This window comes from Paenibacillus bovis, from assembly GCF_001421015.2.
GTDB classification, from domain to species: Bacteria; Bacillota; Bacilli; order Paenibacillales; family Paenibacillaceae; genus Saccharibacillus; species Saccharibacillus bovis.
In genome coordinates this window covers 2,718,977-2,735,001 of sequence record NZ_CP013023.1, presented here as the reverse complement: position 1 = coordinate 2,735,001, position 16,025 = coordinate 2,718,977, and the positions used below count along the sequence as shown (strand labels likewise).

Below are 16,025 nucleotides of genomic sequence, written 5' to 3'. Positions count from 1 at the left end.
AGCCCATGACGAGGCTGGATAACAAGACGATTACCAAACGACTGTATCGCTATGCACTGCGAGCCAAAAAGACGTTTGTTATCGCACTGATCATGCTGGTAATCGGCGTTGGCGCAGAACTGGCCGGGCCGTTTATCGCCAAAAATATTATTGATAACCATATGTTCGCAATTGAACAGCCTTTTTATGAGACGACTGCCGGTGAACATACCGCCGAATATAATGGAAAATACTACAAACGCGAAGGTTTCTGGAATGTCGGAGAATCCCGTGGTACTGAAGCTCATGTCGTACAAAGTGGACCTACCTTTTACTTTATTCAAGGTCCGATGGACAATACTGCTGGCGAAAAGAGTTATGCCGACGGTACACTAACCGTACGTAATGCGCAGGGCCAGGAAGCCTTTTATCCGGCGGTTCCGCTGTCACCCACAGAGCTCTTCGGGTTCTATCAGCCGGAGCTGCCGAGTATTTACAAATTGATCGGCCTGTACTTTATTTTCCTGCTGATTACCATCATTACAGAATTCGGCAAGACGTACTGGCTGCAATCATCCGCCAATAAGGTCATTCAGGAGCTGCGTCTGGATCTGTATGCACATATTCAGCGACTGCCTGTACCTTTTTTTGATAATCTGCCTGCGGGTAAAGTGGTTTCTCGTGTAACCAATGATACGGAAGCAGTCAAAGATCTGTTTGTAGCTGTACTATCCAACTTCAGCTCAGGTGCAGTGTATATGTTAGGGGTCTATGTAGCCATGTTCATTCTGGACTTCCGTCTCGGTCTGATCTGTCTGTTCCTGGTGCCGCTACTGATCGGCTGGATCTATCTGTATCGCCGGGTAGCGACCAAATATAATACTGTAATTCGCTCCAGACTGAGCGAGATCAACGCGATTATTAATGAATCAATTCAGGGAATGTCGATTATTCGTATTTTCCGCAAGCAAAAGCAGACCCAGGAAGAGTTTGAGCAGCTGAATAATGATTATCTATCGTATCAGAACAAAATGCTGCGTCTCAACTCGCTCACTTCGCACAATCTGGTTAATGTACTCCGTAACCTGACATTTGCTCTGGTACTTTGGTATTTTGGCTCGGCAGCACTTGGCGGCTTTGACAGTGCTATCTCGCTGGGCGTACTGTATGCCTTTGTCGATGTACTGGGTCGCCTGTTCCAACCGATGACCGGTATCGTTAATCAGCTGGCCTCTCTGGATCTGTCCATGGTATCTGCCGGACGCGTGTTCGAACTGATGGATGAGGAAGGCGAACAGGTAACCGATGGTTCCATGCCGCGTTACAAAGGAAATGTACAATTCAAAAATGTAACCTTTGCCTATAAGGTGAATCCGGTTCTGAAAGATATTAATTTTGAAGCCAAACAGGGTCAGACGATTGCTCTTGTCGGTCATACCGGTTCGGGTAAAAGTTCGATTATCAATCTGCTGTTCCGATTCTATGATCCCCAGCAAGGGACGATTACGATTGATGGACAAAATGTCCGTGAGCTGCCCAAGCAGTGGATACGCCAGCATATGGGTATCGTTCTGCAGGACCCTTATCTGTTCACCGGTACGATCGCTTCCAACGTCAGTCTGGATAATGAGAAGATCAGTCGTGAACGTGTAGAACGTGCACTGCGGGAAGTCGGTGCCGACAAGATTCTGTCTGATCTGCCCAAAGGATTCGATGAGCCTGTCGTAGAAAAAGGAAGCACATTGTCTGCCGGACAGCGTCAGTTGATTTCCTTTGCCCGTGCCTTGGCATATGATCCGGCGATTCTGATTCTCGATGAAGCTACCGCCAATATTGATACCGAGACCGAAGCGCTGATTCAGTCCGCGCTGGAAGTTCTCAAAAAAGGACGTACCACCTTTATCGTCGCCCATCGCCTGTCTACGATTCGCAGTGCCGACCAGATTCTGGTACTGCACCGCGGAGAAATTGTGGAACGTGGTTCGCATGATGAACTAATGGAGATTGATGGACGATACCGCCAGATGTATCGTATGCAGACTGGCAACAGCTCAAGCGCTCTTCCGGAGAATGGATTAAATCCTGATACTGCTGACCAAGCTCCTGTTCCTGCCGGATTGATCGGTCGTACGATCTAATCTCACACACTATAGGACAACGATAGAAAGCAATTAAAGCCCCGATATACAAGTTCTATTGTACGCAACAGACGGGCAATACTTTACTTGATTTAAACGAAAAGATATATCAAAAAGACCTGAGTCCCTTTGAGGGATTTCAGGTCTTTTTGCTGCATACCAACACCAACACCAACACCAACACCAACACCAACACCAACCAAATGTTACTATAGATCCATCTATCATAAAAATTGGATTGTATACATTAGCAGGCTGACTTGATTGGGAGCATCAGGCTGTAAATACTTTGGTCTTTTGCAGTAAGCGATTTGTCATTGTACTGAGTTCTTCCGAGGAAGAAGAGATTTCCTCCATAATGGCTGTTTCTTCATGAGTAGCTGTAGAGATCTGCTTGGCTCTTTCATAGAAACGATCCGCCATTTCCCGGATCATATTGACGTTTTGGTAGGTTAATTCAACCCGATCGGTCTGTTTGGAAATGGAACCTTCCATCTGCTGAACCTCGGACATCAACTCATCGACCACTCCTGCAAATTGCTGAAGCGTTTCTTCTACCTGCATCGTATGCGTAGATTCGCGGCGTACAAGCTCATTTTGACTATGAATGAGCTGCACGGTTTCATGGATCTGTGTCTGTACAGCACCGATCAGAGAGTGAATACGCTGAGCGGAATCATTACTTTGTTCGGCGAGTTTGCGAATTTCGGTAGCTACAACGGCAAAACCTGCTCCATGTTCTCCGGCATGTGCAGCTTCAATTGAAGCATTAAGCGCCAGCAGATGCGTCTGTTCTGCCAATCCTTTGACCGTGCCAGTAACCGCTCCGATATCGGAAGCCTGGTTATCGAGCAAGCGGATTGTATTTTCTGCTTTGGCCTGGGATTCGGACAATGTGCTCATGCCTTCTTTAAGCGAGGCAAAAATATGCTGGGTGGAATGCACCGACTTTTCCATTGTTCCCGACAGATTCATCATATGAGAAGACTTATCGCGCATCTCCTGAAAAGAACCGAGCATCTGCTCTGCGGTCTGCATGGAAGTCTCGGTCGATTTGCGCTGTTGCTGAACGCCTTTGTAAATTTCGTCTGCGATTGTCGATAACGATTCGATTTGCTGGGTGGCTTCATTGATCGAGCCTGTCAGATAATCGGCATTTTGTGAAGTAGTATTGGTGCTATGAGCAATATCGTTAATAATATCCTTGATATTCGTTACCATGATACGGAAAGCATCGTTGAGCACTTTGATCTCGTCTTCTTCGCGGCGTTCTGGAATATCGACGGTTAGATCACCTGCAGACACACGCTCTGCAGCACGCGACAGATTGACGATCGGACGGGTCAGCAGACGAGAAATTACATAACCAAGTATGCCGCTCCAGGTAATCCCGAGCAGCAGAACAATCGATACATAGAGCCAGTCGCTCATACTTGCTGCCAAAAATGATTTCAGATAAAAAATAAAGAAAGCGCTTGTACCATAGGTAATAATCGATACTGCAATAAAGCTTGCGACCAGTTTGGAACCCAGTGATAATTTCATGCTGCACCTCATAGCTTCAGAATTTGAGTAATTATAGGTTGGAATACATGCTGAAGGAACGGAAATGTATCCTTTTTGTAATTATTTCCATATTCATTAAATACTTATTAATTCAAATTTTAGCAAAAAGATAAATTAGTTGTTATGATAAAAGTTATAGACTTATACATTTATAAAGGTCTAAAGAACTACTTTCTTTATGCATCTACTTCTTTATTGCTCCGTATATACCCTAATCGGATCTATCCATCATATGCCTGCTTGCTCTCTTCCTTCACGGAAGCTATGCTAAGTATTGTACCAATCCAGATCATCTATACAGGAATTCAAGTTAAAGGGGATGAAATTGTACATGGAACGCACCAGAGTCTGGAGCGAGCGATTCAAATTATTTTTTCTGAATAATCGCTTTGTTATCTTTTTATTTGTACTACTGCTTATTTCACTGAATATTTTTGTACTGTCCAAAATCCCTTATGTGTTTACACCGCTTATTGTACTGGTGAAGACAGTCATTCTGCCTATTATTCTCAGCGGCATCTTGTTTTATTTACTGAATCCTATTGTGAATCTGCTAGAAAAATACAAAGTAAAACGCATTTATTCCATTATTATGCTTTACATTCTTATTATCGGCATTCTGGTGCTGATTGTTAGTCTTGTAATCCCTGTGATCCAGAAGCAGATCCAGGAACTTATTATCAATATTCCAATGCTCTACGACAAAACAGTATATCAAATTCAGTATTGGCTGGGTGGAGATGTATTCCAGCAGCTGCAGCAGTCCACCAATATTAATCCGGCTGAACTGGCGCAGTCCCTGTCGGAACGCTGGACGGCTATTGCTGGCAGTGGCGTAAGCGGATTTATCCACACGTTCTCGGGCATTGGCGGCTTCTTGGGTACACTGACAGAAGTCATTGTTTCTATCGTAACAGTGCCGTTTATCCTGTTCTACCTGCTCAAAGACGGGCATAATCTGCCTCATTATATTTTAAAGTTTATCCCGGTAAGACTGCGTGATCAGACTTCCAAAGTCATGTCGGAAATGAATCATCAGATCAGCTCCTATATTCGGGGACAGATTATTGTCAGTTTCTGTATCGGTATTCTGCTGTATATCGGCTACAATATTATCGGTCTGGATTACGCATTGATCCTTGCAGTGATTGCTTCCTTTACCAGTATTGTTCCTTATCTTGGTCCAGCGATCGCGATTACACCGGCATTGATTGTTGCTCTGGTCACTTCACCGGTTATGCTGCTCAAAATGGTCGCTGTGTGGACGATTGTACAGTTAGTTGAAGGCAAACTGATTTCTCCGCAAATTATGGGCAAATCACTTAAAATCCATCCAATTACGATCATTTTTGTTATTCTGACATCCGGTAATCTGTTTGGCGTAATTGGTATCCTGCTGGCTGTACCGGGCTATGCAATACTTAAAGTTCTGATTACGCATCTGTTCGATTGGCTCAAAGTAAGTTCCAACCTGTACGAGACGGACAAAGTGACCGAGCCATCTGTAGAAGTTGATGTGAAAAAGTAATATTCGTTCGTCAGCAGCCTTTTATTGCTTTATATCGTTGTGACTTTCACTACGTCTGTCACTACATTTGTCACAACACCATCAATAGCCGAAATAACAATATTTAAGAACTACTCTTTCAATTGGCAAAGTAAACAGACCAAAAAAACCTTGAAGAGCTATTGCGCTCCTCAAGGTTTTTTGGTTGTACTTCTAATGATTACACGGTGTATTTCCTGTAATGTGCTTTGTAATCGATATTATTTCAGGATACAGGTAAAAGGATATATACCGTGCTCATCATTTCTTGTATCTGTCGACTGCTTAATTATTTAACCAGCTCTGGTGTATAGCCTGCCGGAATAATCGTTGCAGCCGTACCTTCGGTAATCACCTGCGGATACATCATACCCGGCTCTGGCTGCTGCAGGGAATAGCTGATAATCGCCCGCTTGTCGTCAGTCAATTTCACATTATCAATCTTTAGATTGTAACCGGGATTTGGCAGTTCTACATGCAGCGTAACTTTTTGCTTGCCGTCTGCTGTGCTGCTGATGCTCATTTCAGGAGTATTGGCCATTTGCTCACCTTCCGATGGTTGTGGTGAAGTGCTGGTATCGTCACCTGCTTGCGGCTGGTTATGGCGTTCTACCATTTCAACTGCACTGTAGACCCATTTAGCAGCATCCAAGCGTGTAATAGCCTCTTTAGGCTTAAATTCCTGACCGACCGAGCTGCGCGGGATTACATTCATATTGGCCAGATCCTGGATCGCATTGGAAGCTTCTTTGCTGATGCTGCTCTGATCTTTGAAAATGATCATCATTTTGGTAGTTGGGTACTGTCCGGTTGTATTAATCGCCTGATGCAGCCAGATCGCGAATTGCTCGCGTGTAACCGGCGCGGAAGCCTTCAAATTGGCCGGAATAGACAGCTCATTGGCACGAGCAGCTGCTACGGCTTCTGTATACCATGCTTGTCCGGAAGCTGTCTCGGGACCTTTCATATCAAATGCGTTAACCAGCATCTGGATCGCCTGTGGCTGGGTCAACTGCTGATTCGGTTTGAACTGAGTAGCGGTCACCCCGTTAATAATTCCTTTTTCCTGCAAAGAACTGACAATTGACTGGTTATTGGAACCTTGCACATCAGAGAATGCTGCTGCGGCAGCTACTCCGCCGCCTGCAAGTGCACAGGATAATGCTAACAGCGCTGCTGTTTTCTTTTTCGAATTCCACATATTATTCCCTCCATCATATAGATAATCAGGTTAGTTTTCTGTACACCGGCAAATCACACTTCCCGGTGAACCTTCACTATCACAGACGCAAGGCAACGCCAAATGGTTGCGGATATCCTGTAGAGTTACATTTGCTGTGGTGCTTTCATACCCAGCAGTTCCATTAAACGAGCCAGATATTCACCCGTCTGACGGCTTAGTTCCAGACGTTGTTCACGCCAGACAGGCGAACTGTCCAGAATACGATTATGACTGTAAAATTGATTGAACAATCTGGCCGTCTGCAGTGCATATCTCGCCATAATCGAAGGCTCATGCAGCCGAACCGCCCGTTCCAGTTCGCTGTCATAGCCGGCCAGATGGCAGAGCAGCTCCCAGGCACTATCCGTCCAACCTGAGGGTTCTTCTACTGTAGCTGCAGGATCAGACTGATCCTGCGTGGAATGCTGTTCAATACCCGCCGGCAATTCATTAGCTGCCGTATGCTGCGCAGCACGCCGCAGAATACTTTGAATCCGGGCATAAGCGTACTGTACATAAGGGCCGGTCTCTCCTTCAAAGCTTACCGCTTCCTCCAGCGAGAAATCGATCTCATTTTGACGATTATTTTTGAGATCATTAAAAATGATGGCGCCTACGCCGACCTGCCGAGCCACCTCTTCTTTGTTTGGCAATTCCGGATTTTTTTCTTCGATAATGCGGGCTGCCTGCTGCACTGCCTCATCCAGTACTTCTTCCAGAAATACAACTTTCCCTTTGCGTGTAGACATTTTTTTGCCATTTACTTTCATCAGACCAAAAGGCACATGTATGCAATCTTCTGCCCAATCCAAACCCATTTTGCGCAGTACGGCAAATACCTGACGGAAATGTAGCGTCTGTTCACCACCCACTACATAGACGAGACGGTCGCCCTCCATCACTTCCTTGCGATAAATAGCTGTTGCTAGATCGCGGGTCGGATAGATGGTGGTACCATCAGATTTGATAATCAGACATGGAGGCATATCCTGTTCATCCAGGCGAACGACCAGAGCTCCATCGCTTTCCTCCAGCAGATTCAGCTCACGCAGACGATCTACAACCGCAGGCATTTTATCATTATAAAAGCTCTCACCCAGTACCGCATCGAATTCCACACCCAGGCGCTCATACATCCGATCCAGTGACGCCATGCTCACATCTACAAAGTAACGCCACAATTCCAGTGCCTGGGCATCTCCATTTTCCAGCTTGCGAAACCAGTCACGTGCTTCATCCTCCAGCTCTGGATGCTCTGCTGCTTCATCATGAAATTTGATATATACACGAAGGGCTTCTCCGATCGGATTCTGCTCCATTTGTACAGGATCACTCCACCGCAGATGTGCAGTGATCTGCTTGCCAAACTGGGTACCCCAATCACCGATATGATTGACACGTACAGGGTCATATCCAGCAGCACGATATAAACGATACAATGCTGCGCCAATTACAGTAGAGCGCAGATGTCCGACTCCAAACGGCTTGGCAATATTAGGCGAAGACATATCGATAATAATACGTTGTCCTTGACCTGTGTGCAGTTGATAATGCTGCTCTTGGCTAATCTGTTCCAGTAGAGACTTACTGCATGCTGTCCGATCCCAGTGCATATTTACGTATGCGCCGGCAGCAGATACCTGAATATGTGCATAGTCCGGCTGCTCGCTGATCCGGCTGCACAGCTCGGCAGCAATCTGCTGCGGAGCACGGCGCCAGGATTTGGCCAGCGTAAAGCATGGAAAAGCCAGATCCCCCATCGCTACTGATGGCGGTGTCTCCAGCAGCCGGGTCAGCTCAGCCGTATCGATATCGGTCACTTTTTGCAGCATTTCTGCTGCTTCTTTAACAAATAATCCTACTGTACTCATCATGTATACGCTCCTTTTATTTTTACATATCAAAAAACTCCCGTCCCTCAAGCCAAAGCTTAAGAGACGAGAGCATCGATTACTGTTCCCGCGGTACCACTCTTGGTACAACCAGCATCTTACGGATAAAGTTCCTTGAGCTGCCGGATTGTCACTCGAATACGATAACGGTGTCGGACCGGATTCGCCTATGCACATTAGCTGCTCTACGGCATACTGCTGCTTTGGACGAATCATCTCACAGGTGCGCTTCGGCGAAGGCATTCTACCGGCTCCCACCATCCCGGCTCGCTTGAAGAATGGAGACTGTACCTACTCTCCTGTTCATAGATTTTTTATGTAATTGGATAAAATAACAATCTGGAAGAGTCATATGCAAGTTAGCAGTATTATATCGGGCAACCTGCAGACAGGCAACCTTTTTTTGAAATTCGCTTTTCCCTTTTTATTCACATTGATTTTCTTGTCATATAAAAAAGCTGCCATCAATAAAGATAGCAGCTTTCAATAATCAATGCGCTGTCCCGCAGGAAAGGCACACTCCTATGTAGACAGCCCTGCTTTTTTATACAGGAACTTTCATTTCCATCAGTTCTCTGCACATTTGGGCGCAGCGGCGGCATGCCTCTACACATTCCTGGCAATGCGTTTGCGGATGCTTCTGGCATTCATCAATACAAGCTTCGCAGGCTTTGGCGCACACTTCGGCGATTTCGGCAGCGAAGATGCTTCCCTGGCTCAATGCCTGTGCTGTAAAGGAGCAAATCTCTGCACAATCCCGGTTGATACGAATGCAATCGCACAACTTCTCCAGATCATATTCCTTGAGGTTGGAAATATAAGAAATATTGCAGGCATTCATTGCTTCTACACATGCCTCGATATACGAATGATATTGTTGTGGTGTTGACATGATAACAGCCTCCCGAGTCGTTCAATTTTGGTCAATCTGGTGTCAGCCAGTTTGTTTCTGCGCCGTTGTCCGGCCTCAGCGTTTGGTTATTGAACTATTACCCCGGGACAGGCAAAATTGAAACGAAGACGTGATCAGGATTCTGTCGCTTGACGCTCCAGTGTCAGCAATTGTTCCTGGATCTGTCGTTTATCAAAATATTCTCCAATAAATACAGCGACATCCGGAACCGGTTTTTGAGGTATCGTTTTCATAAAATCCATCTGCCGGTAGGCATACTGGAACAGGAAGCGGCTTGACGTATCACTGAACGTCAGGATACCTTTGGCACGGTACACTTCTGCAGGCAGCTTGGCAATGATTTTTTCGAATTCTTCGCTGTTAACCGGCTGCTGAAAATAATGCGTATACACCATCACGTGTTCATGCGAATGGTGCATATGCCGGTGTCCAGCATGTTCTGCTATCGTCTCATCATGTACCGGTTCTGCCGAGTCTGAAGTACTGCATATTGCGCAGCTTTGTACATCATGTTCTGCCGTGGTGCTCGAATTTTGTTCGCTACTGAGCGAAGCGCCCTCCTGCTCGTATTGCGAACGATCCACATTACATCGCACTGCAATATGAACCGGAGCATAGGCATTCCAGCCACGCACAATACTCTGCACCTGCTCCAGCTGCTCGGGACTGACCAGATCACTTTTGTTAAGAACAAGCAGGGATGCCGATCGAATCTGCTCCTGCATGAGCCGATAGGTCTTGCCCTGCTGTTCTTTATACAGCTGCCATAGATGCGCAGTATCCACTACCGTAATCAAATTGCGCAGCTCGAGGGGATTATACAGAGCAATCTCGGTGACCGCATCGAGAATTTCGATGGGATTGGCAACGCCAGATGCTTCGATTACGATCATGTCGGGTTGTTCATTTTGCATCAGATTGTACAGTTCAAGCCCCAGATCGACCCGATTCGAACAGCAAATGCACCCACTTAGCAGCTCAGCCATCGCTACATCCTGATCCAGCATCATACCATCCAGATTGACATCACCGATCTCATTCATAATAACGGCTGGTGTTTTGCCTTCATCGCGCCAGCTTTGCAGCATTTGCTGCAGTAGTGTTGTTTTCCCGCTTCCCAGAAATCCGGATAAAATATATACAGGCGTTGTCATTGTCAACCTCCATTAATTTTGTAATAGGCCTATCATCATTATCTGTCGTATGCCTTGTTCAGCAAGTATACGGCAGTTGATACTTTCTTTATCGCGTACTGCGTACTGTATAACAGTATCTTTTAAATTATCCTGTACTACAGACTTATTTATAAACAGCTGATAAATAGTATAAAGCAAACAGACAGTAATTGAATACATCTCCCTATTTTATATCCAGAATAGGATGACTGGAAAACTCTATTCATTATGGATATTGGCCAAAACTGTACAAGTCTATCTCCGTCCGGTGAATTTTACAACCATGCAGTCAACAGGCTGGATGTGCTAAAATAAAAGAACTGTTTTGCAGATTGTGTTCCGTACCTATCTATCCGCATATCCATTTCTCATAAATATGTTATATGATCCAATAAAGGAGCTGATTCACTTATGCGATCTGTAGATGAACACCGGGCAGAAGCCCCTGATACTGTGAAATGTATGGTTATTACCGTCTCCGATACACGCACTCCCGAGACAGATACAGGCGGTCAGCTGCTCCAGACTTTGCTGACCGAACATGGTTACCAGGTTGTCGATTACCGGATCGTCCAGGACGATTACCAGGAGATTCGCGAACTGCTGCACAATAATGCCGAGCGTGAAGACGTGGAAGCCATTCTACTGACCGGAGGTACCGGTATCGCGCCACGCGATGTTACCTACGAAGCGGTACAGAGTCTGCTAACCAAAGAGCTGCCGGGATTCGGCGAGATTTTCCGCTATTTGAGTTTTGCCGAAGATATTGGCTCCGCTGCTATTCTGAGTCGGGCGATTGCCGGAACGCTGGGCCGTACGGCTGTCTTTTCCATGCCAGGTTCACGCGGTGCAGTCAAGCTCGCTATGGAGCGAATCATTTTGCCGGAACTGGGTCATGTGATGCGGGAAATTTACAAAAAGTAGATTGGGTATTGCCAGCAACCAACAAGACTCCATCATAAAAACAGATAGGAAAGCATGTACTCGCTACTCTGTTGTCGGAATATTAATCACTTTATACCGATGACAGGGCAGCTGCACAGCTACCTATCTGTTTTGTTATGCTTATTCACCGTATCAATAGGATAGGAATTATCCAATCATGAATGCTCATGCATCTTCAAAACCCGATTTCCCTTCATACAGCTATTTATCAGCAATAAATACGATTTGCTCTCATCATTATTCTGTATTTTCTGTAGCCTGCGCGATCAAGCTTCCGGCTGACTATGGATACGGATCAACTGTCTGCCTACTGCCTGGCCTGCCAATACGGTTGCCAGTGCCTGGGGAATCTCTTCCATGTCGTATACCGTGATTCCCTGCTGCAGCGCTGTTTCGGGCTTCCAGTCCGCTGCCAGCTGATTCCAGATACGCTGACGGATATCTACCGGACAAAATACCGAATCAATTCCAATTAATTGTACGCCGCGCAGGATAAAAGGAAATACACTGCTCTCAAACTTTACTCCTGCTGTATTGCCGGATACCGCAACAACACCGCGATACTTGACTGTCTTGAGCCGTTCACCAAGCGCAGCTCCACCAGTAGGATCAATAATGCCTGCCCACGCTGTTTTGCCGAGTGCTCCCTTAACAGGTTGTTCAGTCTCCTGTCTGGCTACTACTTGACTGGCACCCAGCTCTTGCAGCCATTCGCTCTGCTCCGCCTTGCCGCTGGAAGCATGTACCTCATAGCCTAACCGGCTCAAGATAGATACAGCCATTGTACCCACGCCACCGGTTGCGCCGGTTACGAGTACCGGACCATCATGCGGCTGTACGCCTCCTTGTACGAGTGCATCTACAGATAAAGCAGCTGTAAAGCCTGCTGTACCGATCATCATGGCTTCTTGTGCACTCAGACCGGATGGCAGCTTCACCAGCCATTCTGCAGGGACCCTGGCGTATTCACTGTAACCGCCATAGTGGCTTACTCCCAGCTTGTAGCCGGTACAGAGTACTTGGTCTCCGGGTTGAAATGCACTGTCTTCAGATTTTACTACTTCACCGGATAGATCAATGCCCGGTACAAATGGATATTCATTCACCACTTTGCCATCTGTCCGGCTGGCAAGTCCATCTTTATAATTAACATCCGAGTAGGATACTTTTACAGTTACTGTACCTTCAGGCAGTTGATCAGCGCTTAACTGCTGGATCGAGCCTGTGACTTCTTCACCTTGTTTCTCCAATACATATGCACGAAATGTCTGTTCCATCCTGATCCACCCTCTCTGTTGTCTTTGAGTCTATCAAGCAGTGTAGTCTATTTGCTACTATACGCCTATAATCTTTCTCATACACCGTAGTAAATTATCTGCTGTACTGCACCTATCCAATCAGCTCATCGGCAAACCCTTTTATTACATTAACCAAAAATAGTATGCCAGCAGAACATACACTTTGATTCATTTCTATTCCCTTTGATTAAGGCAGTGATTCAATCAGAAAAACCTGCTCCTCTTTCGAGAAACAGGTTTTGTAAATAGCTATGATACCTGATTGGAACGCTGGCAAGAATTGGCTATAAGCAAGAACTGGCTTATAGCCTGGACAATGATGACCATCCTGCATTCTTTTTCGATACCATTCATGCAAATATCTAGACTTTATCATCTATGCTGCCAAAGAAACGAGGCGAGTTCTGCTCAGGCTTCTTCCGGCGGCAGATGTTCGGCGATCAGTTTTTGCTTCATTTCCCAGGCTTTGGGACTGATATTCACACGATAAATTTCCGGGTTCAGCTTGCGCAGATACTCTGGCCAGAACTGCTCCAGCTGGGAGCGATGATACGCTCTGATTTCATCCAGGGATGGCAGTTCATAGACTTGCTTACCCTCGACAAACACAGGCTCCAGCATAGCGATTGCCTGATAATCCGACACATATTTGCGGATATACGGATGCAGCGGGTTAAACAGCTTGAGTCGTTTGCCTTCACGCGGCTCGTCCTCATTCGGGAAGCAGATATAATCGGCAATTGCCTTGCCGCTGCCGGTACTGATAATCCGGTATACATCTTTGCTGCCTGGAGTCGTTACTTTCTCCGGATTGGCAGAGATTTTGATAACTGGCTGCATGGTACCGTCAATATCGCATTCTACCAGCTTGTACACGCCGCCAAGAGACGGCTGATCCGAAGCGGTAATCAGCTGGGTACCTACGCCCCATGTATCAATCTGGGCACCCTGAGCCTTGAGATCGAGAATGGTATTCTCGTCGAGATCATTGGAAGCGACGATTTTCACATAGGACAGTCCTGCATCATCCAGCATTTTACGCGCCTGGATCGACAGATAGGACAGGTCACCACTGTCCAGACGAATCGCACTCATTTTTTTGCCGCGCGCTTCCAGCTCTTTGGCTGTTTTGATGGCATGAGGTACTCCGCTGCCCAGTGTATCAAATGTATCCACCAATAGCGTTACGCCATCCGGCAGCGCTGCCGCATAACGGTCAAACGCTTCCTGCTCATTACCAAAGCTCTGTACCCAGGAGTGTGCATGTGTGCCTTTGGCAGGAATACCGAACTTGGCACCGGCCAGCACATTGGATGTACCATGGAACCCGGCGATATATGCTGCTCTCGCGCCCCAGATTGCCGCGTCTGCTTCCTGCGCGCGTCGTGTACCAAACTCCAGCAGGATATCATCTCCGGCCACCTGCTTGATGCGGGAAGCCTTGGTCGCGATTAACGTCTGATAATTCATAAAGTTCAACAGTGCCGTCTCGACAAGCTGGGCTTCCAGAATAGTGCCTTCCACCCGGATAAGCGGCTCATCCGCAAACACAATAGCGCCTTCCTTCATTGCAGATATGCTGCCGTAAAAACGGAACTGACGCAATTCATCCAGAAAACGGGAATCATATTCTTCTTCCTGTTCCGCCAGAAAAGCAATTTCGTCTTCGTGGAAAGTCAGATTGTTGATATAGTTAACGATCCGCTCCAGACCGGCAAATACGGCATAGCCGTTGCCAAACGGAAGCTTGCGGAAATAGGCTTCGAATACCGCCTTTTTCTGATGCGTTCCATTAATCCAGTGCGCATACATCATATTGATCTGATATTTATCCGTATGTAAAGCAAGTCCCAGCTGTTTCATCAGTTCATTCACCTCGTTTTTGTTATACCTGCCTTATCGCCTAATGTGTGAATAGTTGCACATAATAGGCGATAATCAGCATGATTAACTTTTAACCACATTTGCACCAAGCGTACCTTTAAAATGTTTAAGTGCCCATTCATGACCCGCAGCATTGAAGCTCGCAACCGCATCTTCATGCACGGTAACGGTGAATCCCTTATTGTAAGCATCTACTGCCGTATGCAGTACGCAAATATCCGTGCATACCCCAATCAGATGCAAATCGGTAATATTCCGCTGACGCAGCTGCATCTCCAGATCGGTACCTGCAAATGCACTATAACGCGTTTTATCCATCCAATAAATCTGCTGCTGATGCTGCTCATAGACCTGCTTGAGACGGCCATACAGTTCACGCCCTGTTGTCCCGCGTATATTATGTGGTGGAAACAGGGACGATTCAGGATGGTATTGATCATTCTTGTCATGCAGATCCACTGCCATGACTACCCATTCTCCAGCCTGGACAAACTGCTCGGTGAGCTCTACGATCCTTGGTTCAATCTCAATACCCGGCTGCCCTACAGGCAGCTTGCCATCCACAAAATCATTGGTGTAATCAATTACAATCAAGGCTTTCATCCGATAGGCCTCCTCTGGAATTCAAATGGCTTATTGACAGACCTGCGCTCAGGAATAAATGGATAGACGCGGCATCAGACCGGTGAATCGGTACAACTGGGCTGGTCGCTGGGAATACTGGTTGGAACTGAGCGGATTGCCCTGCTCATCACGCACTTCTTCAATGATGCCTTTACGGCTTCGTGTAGAGGTGATTTTGCGAATAAAGTTGGGTTCTTCAAAATCAGGCACGACTGCTTTGATCACCTGATACAGTTCGCTAAGCGTGAATTCAGGCGGCAGAAACTTTTTGGCTATTACCGTACTGAGCATCTGCTCCTGAATCCGGTGATAGGCATCCTGAATAATATCGCGATGGTCAAAGCCCAGCTCCAGCTGCTCCAGTGCTTCTTCAATCGTAAACAGTCCTACTTCTTCCGCATCATCGGCAGCCTGACGCTTTTCGAGGATCTCCTCTTCGACCAGTGCAAAAAAGGCATGGGAAATGATCCAGCCACGAGGATCTCGTCCGGGCTTGCTGTATACGCCCAGATATTCCAGATGACGTGCATCGGCATCAACACCTGTCTCTTCCTTCAGCTCGCGCTGTGCTGTCTCAAATAGGGATTCGGTATCCCGCGAGAATCCACCAGGCAGTGCCCACTTTCCGGCAAACGGCCAGGAACGGCGGCGGATCAGCATGACCTTCAATTCACGCAGTGGAAGCGTCTTAGTAAATGTTTTCCGTTCTTTTTTGGTCAGTGTAAACATAACAATATCGGCAGGCGCTCCATCGGGCGTACGGTACTTTTTGACATCGTACATATGCTGCTTGCTGTTATCGGTCATTTTCATCACCACTGTTCATTTTATCTTTTTGATAAT

12 protein-coding genes and 1 other annotated feature are annotated in these 16,025 nt (G+C 46.5%); of the genes, 3 read left to right on the top strand and 9 right to left on the bottom strand.

The window, feature by feature from the left end:
- Positions 1 to 5: 5 nt before the first annotated feature.
- Positions 6 to 2,117 carry an ABC transporter ATP-binding protein gene (locus AR543_RS11760; protein ID WP_060536754.1) on the top strand — a complete coding sequence of 704 codons (2,112 nt, stop codon included), beginning with the start codon at positions 6 to 8 and terminating at the stop codon, positions 2,115 to 2,117.
- Between the two features lie 273 nt (positions 2,118 to 2,390).
- Here AR543_RS11760 and AR543_RS11755 read toward each other — a convergent pair whose 3' ends face one another.
- Positions 2,391 to 3,662 (bottom strand): methyl-accepting chemotaxis protein, encoded by a 1,272-nt coding sequence (locus tag AR543_RS11755; protein WP_060534590.1) that lies wholly within the window; start codon positions 3,660 to 3,662, stop codon positions 2,391 to 2,393.
- 352 nt (positions 3,663 to 4,014) lie between these two features.
- Between AR543_RS11755 and AR543_RS11750 the strand changes: the two genes are divergently transcribed.
- Positions 4,015 to 5,211 (top strand): AI-2E family transporter, encoded by a 1,197-nt coding sequence (locus AR543_RS11750; protein WP_060534588.1) that lies wholly within the window; start codon positions 4,015 to 4,017, stop codon positions 5,209 to 5,211.
- Positions 5,212 to 5,518: 307 nt separating this feature from the next.
- Here the strand turns inward: AR543_RS11750 and AR543_RS11745 are convergent, their stop codons facing one another.
- From AR543_RS11745 to AR543_RS11730, 4 genes are all read right to left on the bottom strand, one after another.
- Positions 5,519 to 6,430 carry an S-layer homology domain-containing protein gene (locus AR543_RS11745; protein WP_060534586.1) on the bottom strand — a complete coding sequence of 304 codons (912 nt, stop codon included), beginning with the start codon at positions 6,428 to 6,430 and terminating at the stop codon, positions 5,519 to 5,521.
- Positions 6,431 to 6,555: 125 nt separating this feature from the next.
- The gene (argS, locus tag AR543_RS11740; RefSeq protein ID WP_060536753.1) at positions 6,556 to 8,322 is read right to left on the bottom strand and encodes an arginine--tRNA ligase; all 1,767 of its coding nucleotides are present in this window, start codon (positions 8,320 to 8,322) and stop codon (positions 6,556 to 6,558) included.
- A gap of 59 nt (positions 8,323 to 8,381) precedes the next feature.
- Positions 8,382 to 8,659, bottom strand: a binding site (T-box leader).
- Positions 8,660 to 8,887: 228 nt separating this feature from the next.
- Positions 8,888 to 9,235, bottom strand: coding sequence for a four-helix bundle copper-binding protein (locus tag AR543_RS11735; RefSeq protein WP_060534584.1), 348 nt, complete (start codon positions 9,233 to 9,235; stop codon positions 8,888 to 8,890).
- A 134-nt stretch (positions 9,236 to 9,369) separates the two neighbouring features.
- Positions 9,370 to 10,410, bottom strand: a complete 1,041-nt coding sequence (locus AR543_RS11730) for a CobW family GTP-binding protein (RefSeq protein ID WP_060534582.1) — start codon at positions 10,408 to 10,410, stop codon at positions 9,370 to 9,372.
- Between the two features lie 432 nt (positions 10,411 to 10,842).
- Between AR543_RS11730 and AR543_RS11725 the strand changes: the two genes are divergently transcribed.
- Positions 10,843 to 11,355, top strand: coding sequence for a MogA/MoaB family molybdenum cofactor biosynthesis protein (locus AR543_RS11725; RefSeq protein WP_060534578.1), 513 nt, complete (start codon positions 10,843 to 10,845; stop codon positions 11,353 to 11,355).
- Positions 11,356 to 11,642: 287 nt separating this feature from the next.
- Here AR543_RS11725 and AR543_RS11720 read toward each other — a convergent pair whose 3' ends face one another.
- The 4 genes from AR543_RS11720 to AR543_RS11705 form a co-directional block, all read right to left on the bottom strand.
- Positions 11,643 to 12,653 (bottom strand): acrylyl-CoA reductase family protein, encoded by a 1,011-nt coding sequence (locus AR543_RS11720; protein ID WP_060534576.1) that lies wholly within the window; start codon positions 12,651 to 12,653, stop codon positions 11,643 to 11,645.
- 429 nt (positions 12,654 to 13,082) lie between these two features.
- Positions 13,083 to 14,537, bottom strand: a complete 1,455-nt coding sequence (locus tag AR543_RS11715) for a nicotinate phosphoribosyltransferase (protein WP_060534574.1) — start codon at positions 14,535 to 14,537, stop codon at positions 13,083 to 13,085.
- 84 nt (positions 14,538 to 14,621) lie between these two features.
- Positions 14,622 to 15,161 carry a cysteine hydrolase family protein gene (locus AR543_RS11710; protein ID WP_060534572.1) on the bottom strand — a complete coding sequence of 180 codons (540 nt, stop codon included), beginning with the start codon at positions 15,159 to 15,161 and terminating at the stop codon, positions 14,622 to 14,624.
- 48 nt (positions 15,162 to 15,209) lie between these two features.
- Positions 15,210 to 15,989 carry an NUDIX domain-containing protein gene (locus AR543_RS11705; RefSeq protein WP_017814948.1) on the bottom strand — a complete coding sequence of 260 codons (780 nt, stop codon included), beginning with the start codon at positions 15,987 to 15,989 and terminating at the stop codon, positions 15,210 to 15,212.
- Positions 15,990 to 16,025 lie beyond the last annotated feature (36 nt).

Excerpts from the sequence above, each read along its gene's own strand:
- AR543_RS11760 (WP_060536754.1), top strand. The coding sequence starts at position 6 with ATGACGAGGCTGGATAACAAGACGATTACCAAACGACTGTATCGCTAT.
- AR543_RS11755 (WP_060534590.1), bottom strand. The coding sequence starts at position 3,662 with ATGAAATTATCACTGGGTTCCAAACTGGTCGCAAGCTTTATTGCAGTA.
- AR543_RS11750 (WP_060534588.1), top strand. The coding sequence starts at position 4,015 with ATGGAACGCACCAGAGTCTGGAGCGAGCGATTCAAATTATTTTTTCTG.
- AR543_RS11745 (WP_060534586.1), bottom strand. The coding sequence starts at position 6,430 with ATGTGGAATTCGAAAAAGAAAACAGCAGCGCTGTTAGCATTATCCTGT.
- argS (WP_060536753.1), bottom strand. The coding sequence starts at position 8,322 with ATGAGTACAGTAGGATTATTTGTTAAAGAAGCAGCAGAAATGCTGCAA.
- AR543_RS11735 (WP_060534584.1), bottom strand. The coding sequence starts at position 9,235 with ATGTCAACACCACAACAATATCATTCGTATATCGAGGCATGTGTAGAA.
- AR543_RS11730 (WP_060534582.1), bottom strand. The coding sequence starts at position 10,410 with ATGACAACGCCTGTATATATTTTATCCGGATTTCTGGGAAGCGGGAAA.
- AR543_RS11725 (WP_060534578.1), top strand. The coding sequence starts at position 10,843 with ATGCGATCTGTAGATGAACACCGGGCAGAAGCCCCTGATACTGTGAAA.
- AR543_RS11720 (WP_060534576.1), bottom strand. The coding sequence starts at position 12,653 with ATGGAACAGACATTTCGTGCATATGTATTGGAGAAACAAGGTGAAGAA.
- AR543_RS11715 (WP_060534574.1), bottom strand. The coding sequence starts at position 14,537 with ATGAAACAGCTGGGACTTGCTTTACATACGGATAAATATCAGATCAAT.
- AR543_RS11710 (WP_060534572.1), bottom strand. The coding sequence starts at position 15,161 with ATGAAAGCCTTGATTGTAATTGATTACACCAATGATTTTGTGGATGGC.
- AR543_RS11705 (WP_017814948.1), bottom strand. The coding sequence starts at position 15,989 with ATGACCGATAACAGCAAGCAGCATATGTACGATGTCAAAAAGTACCGT.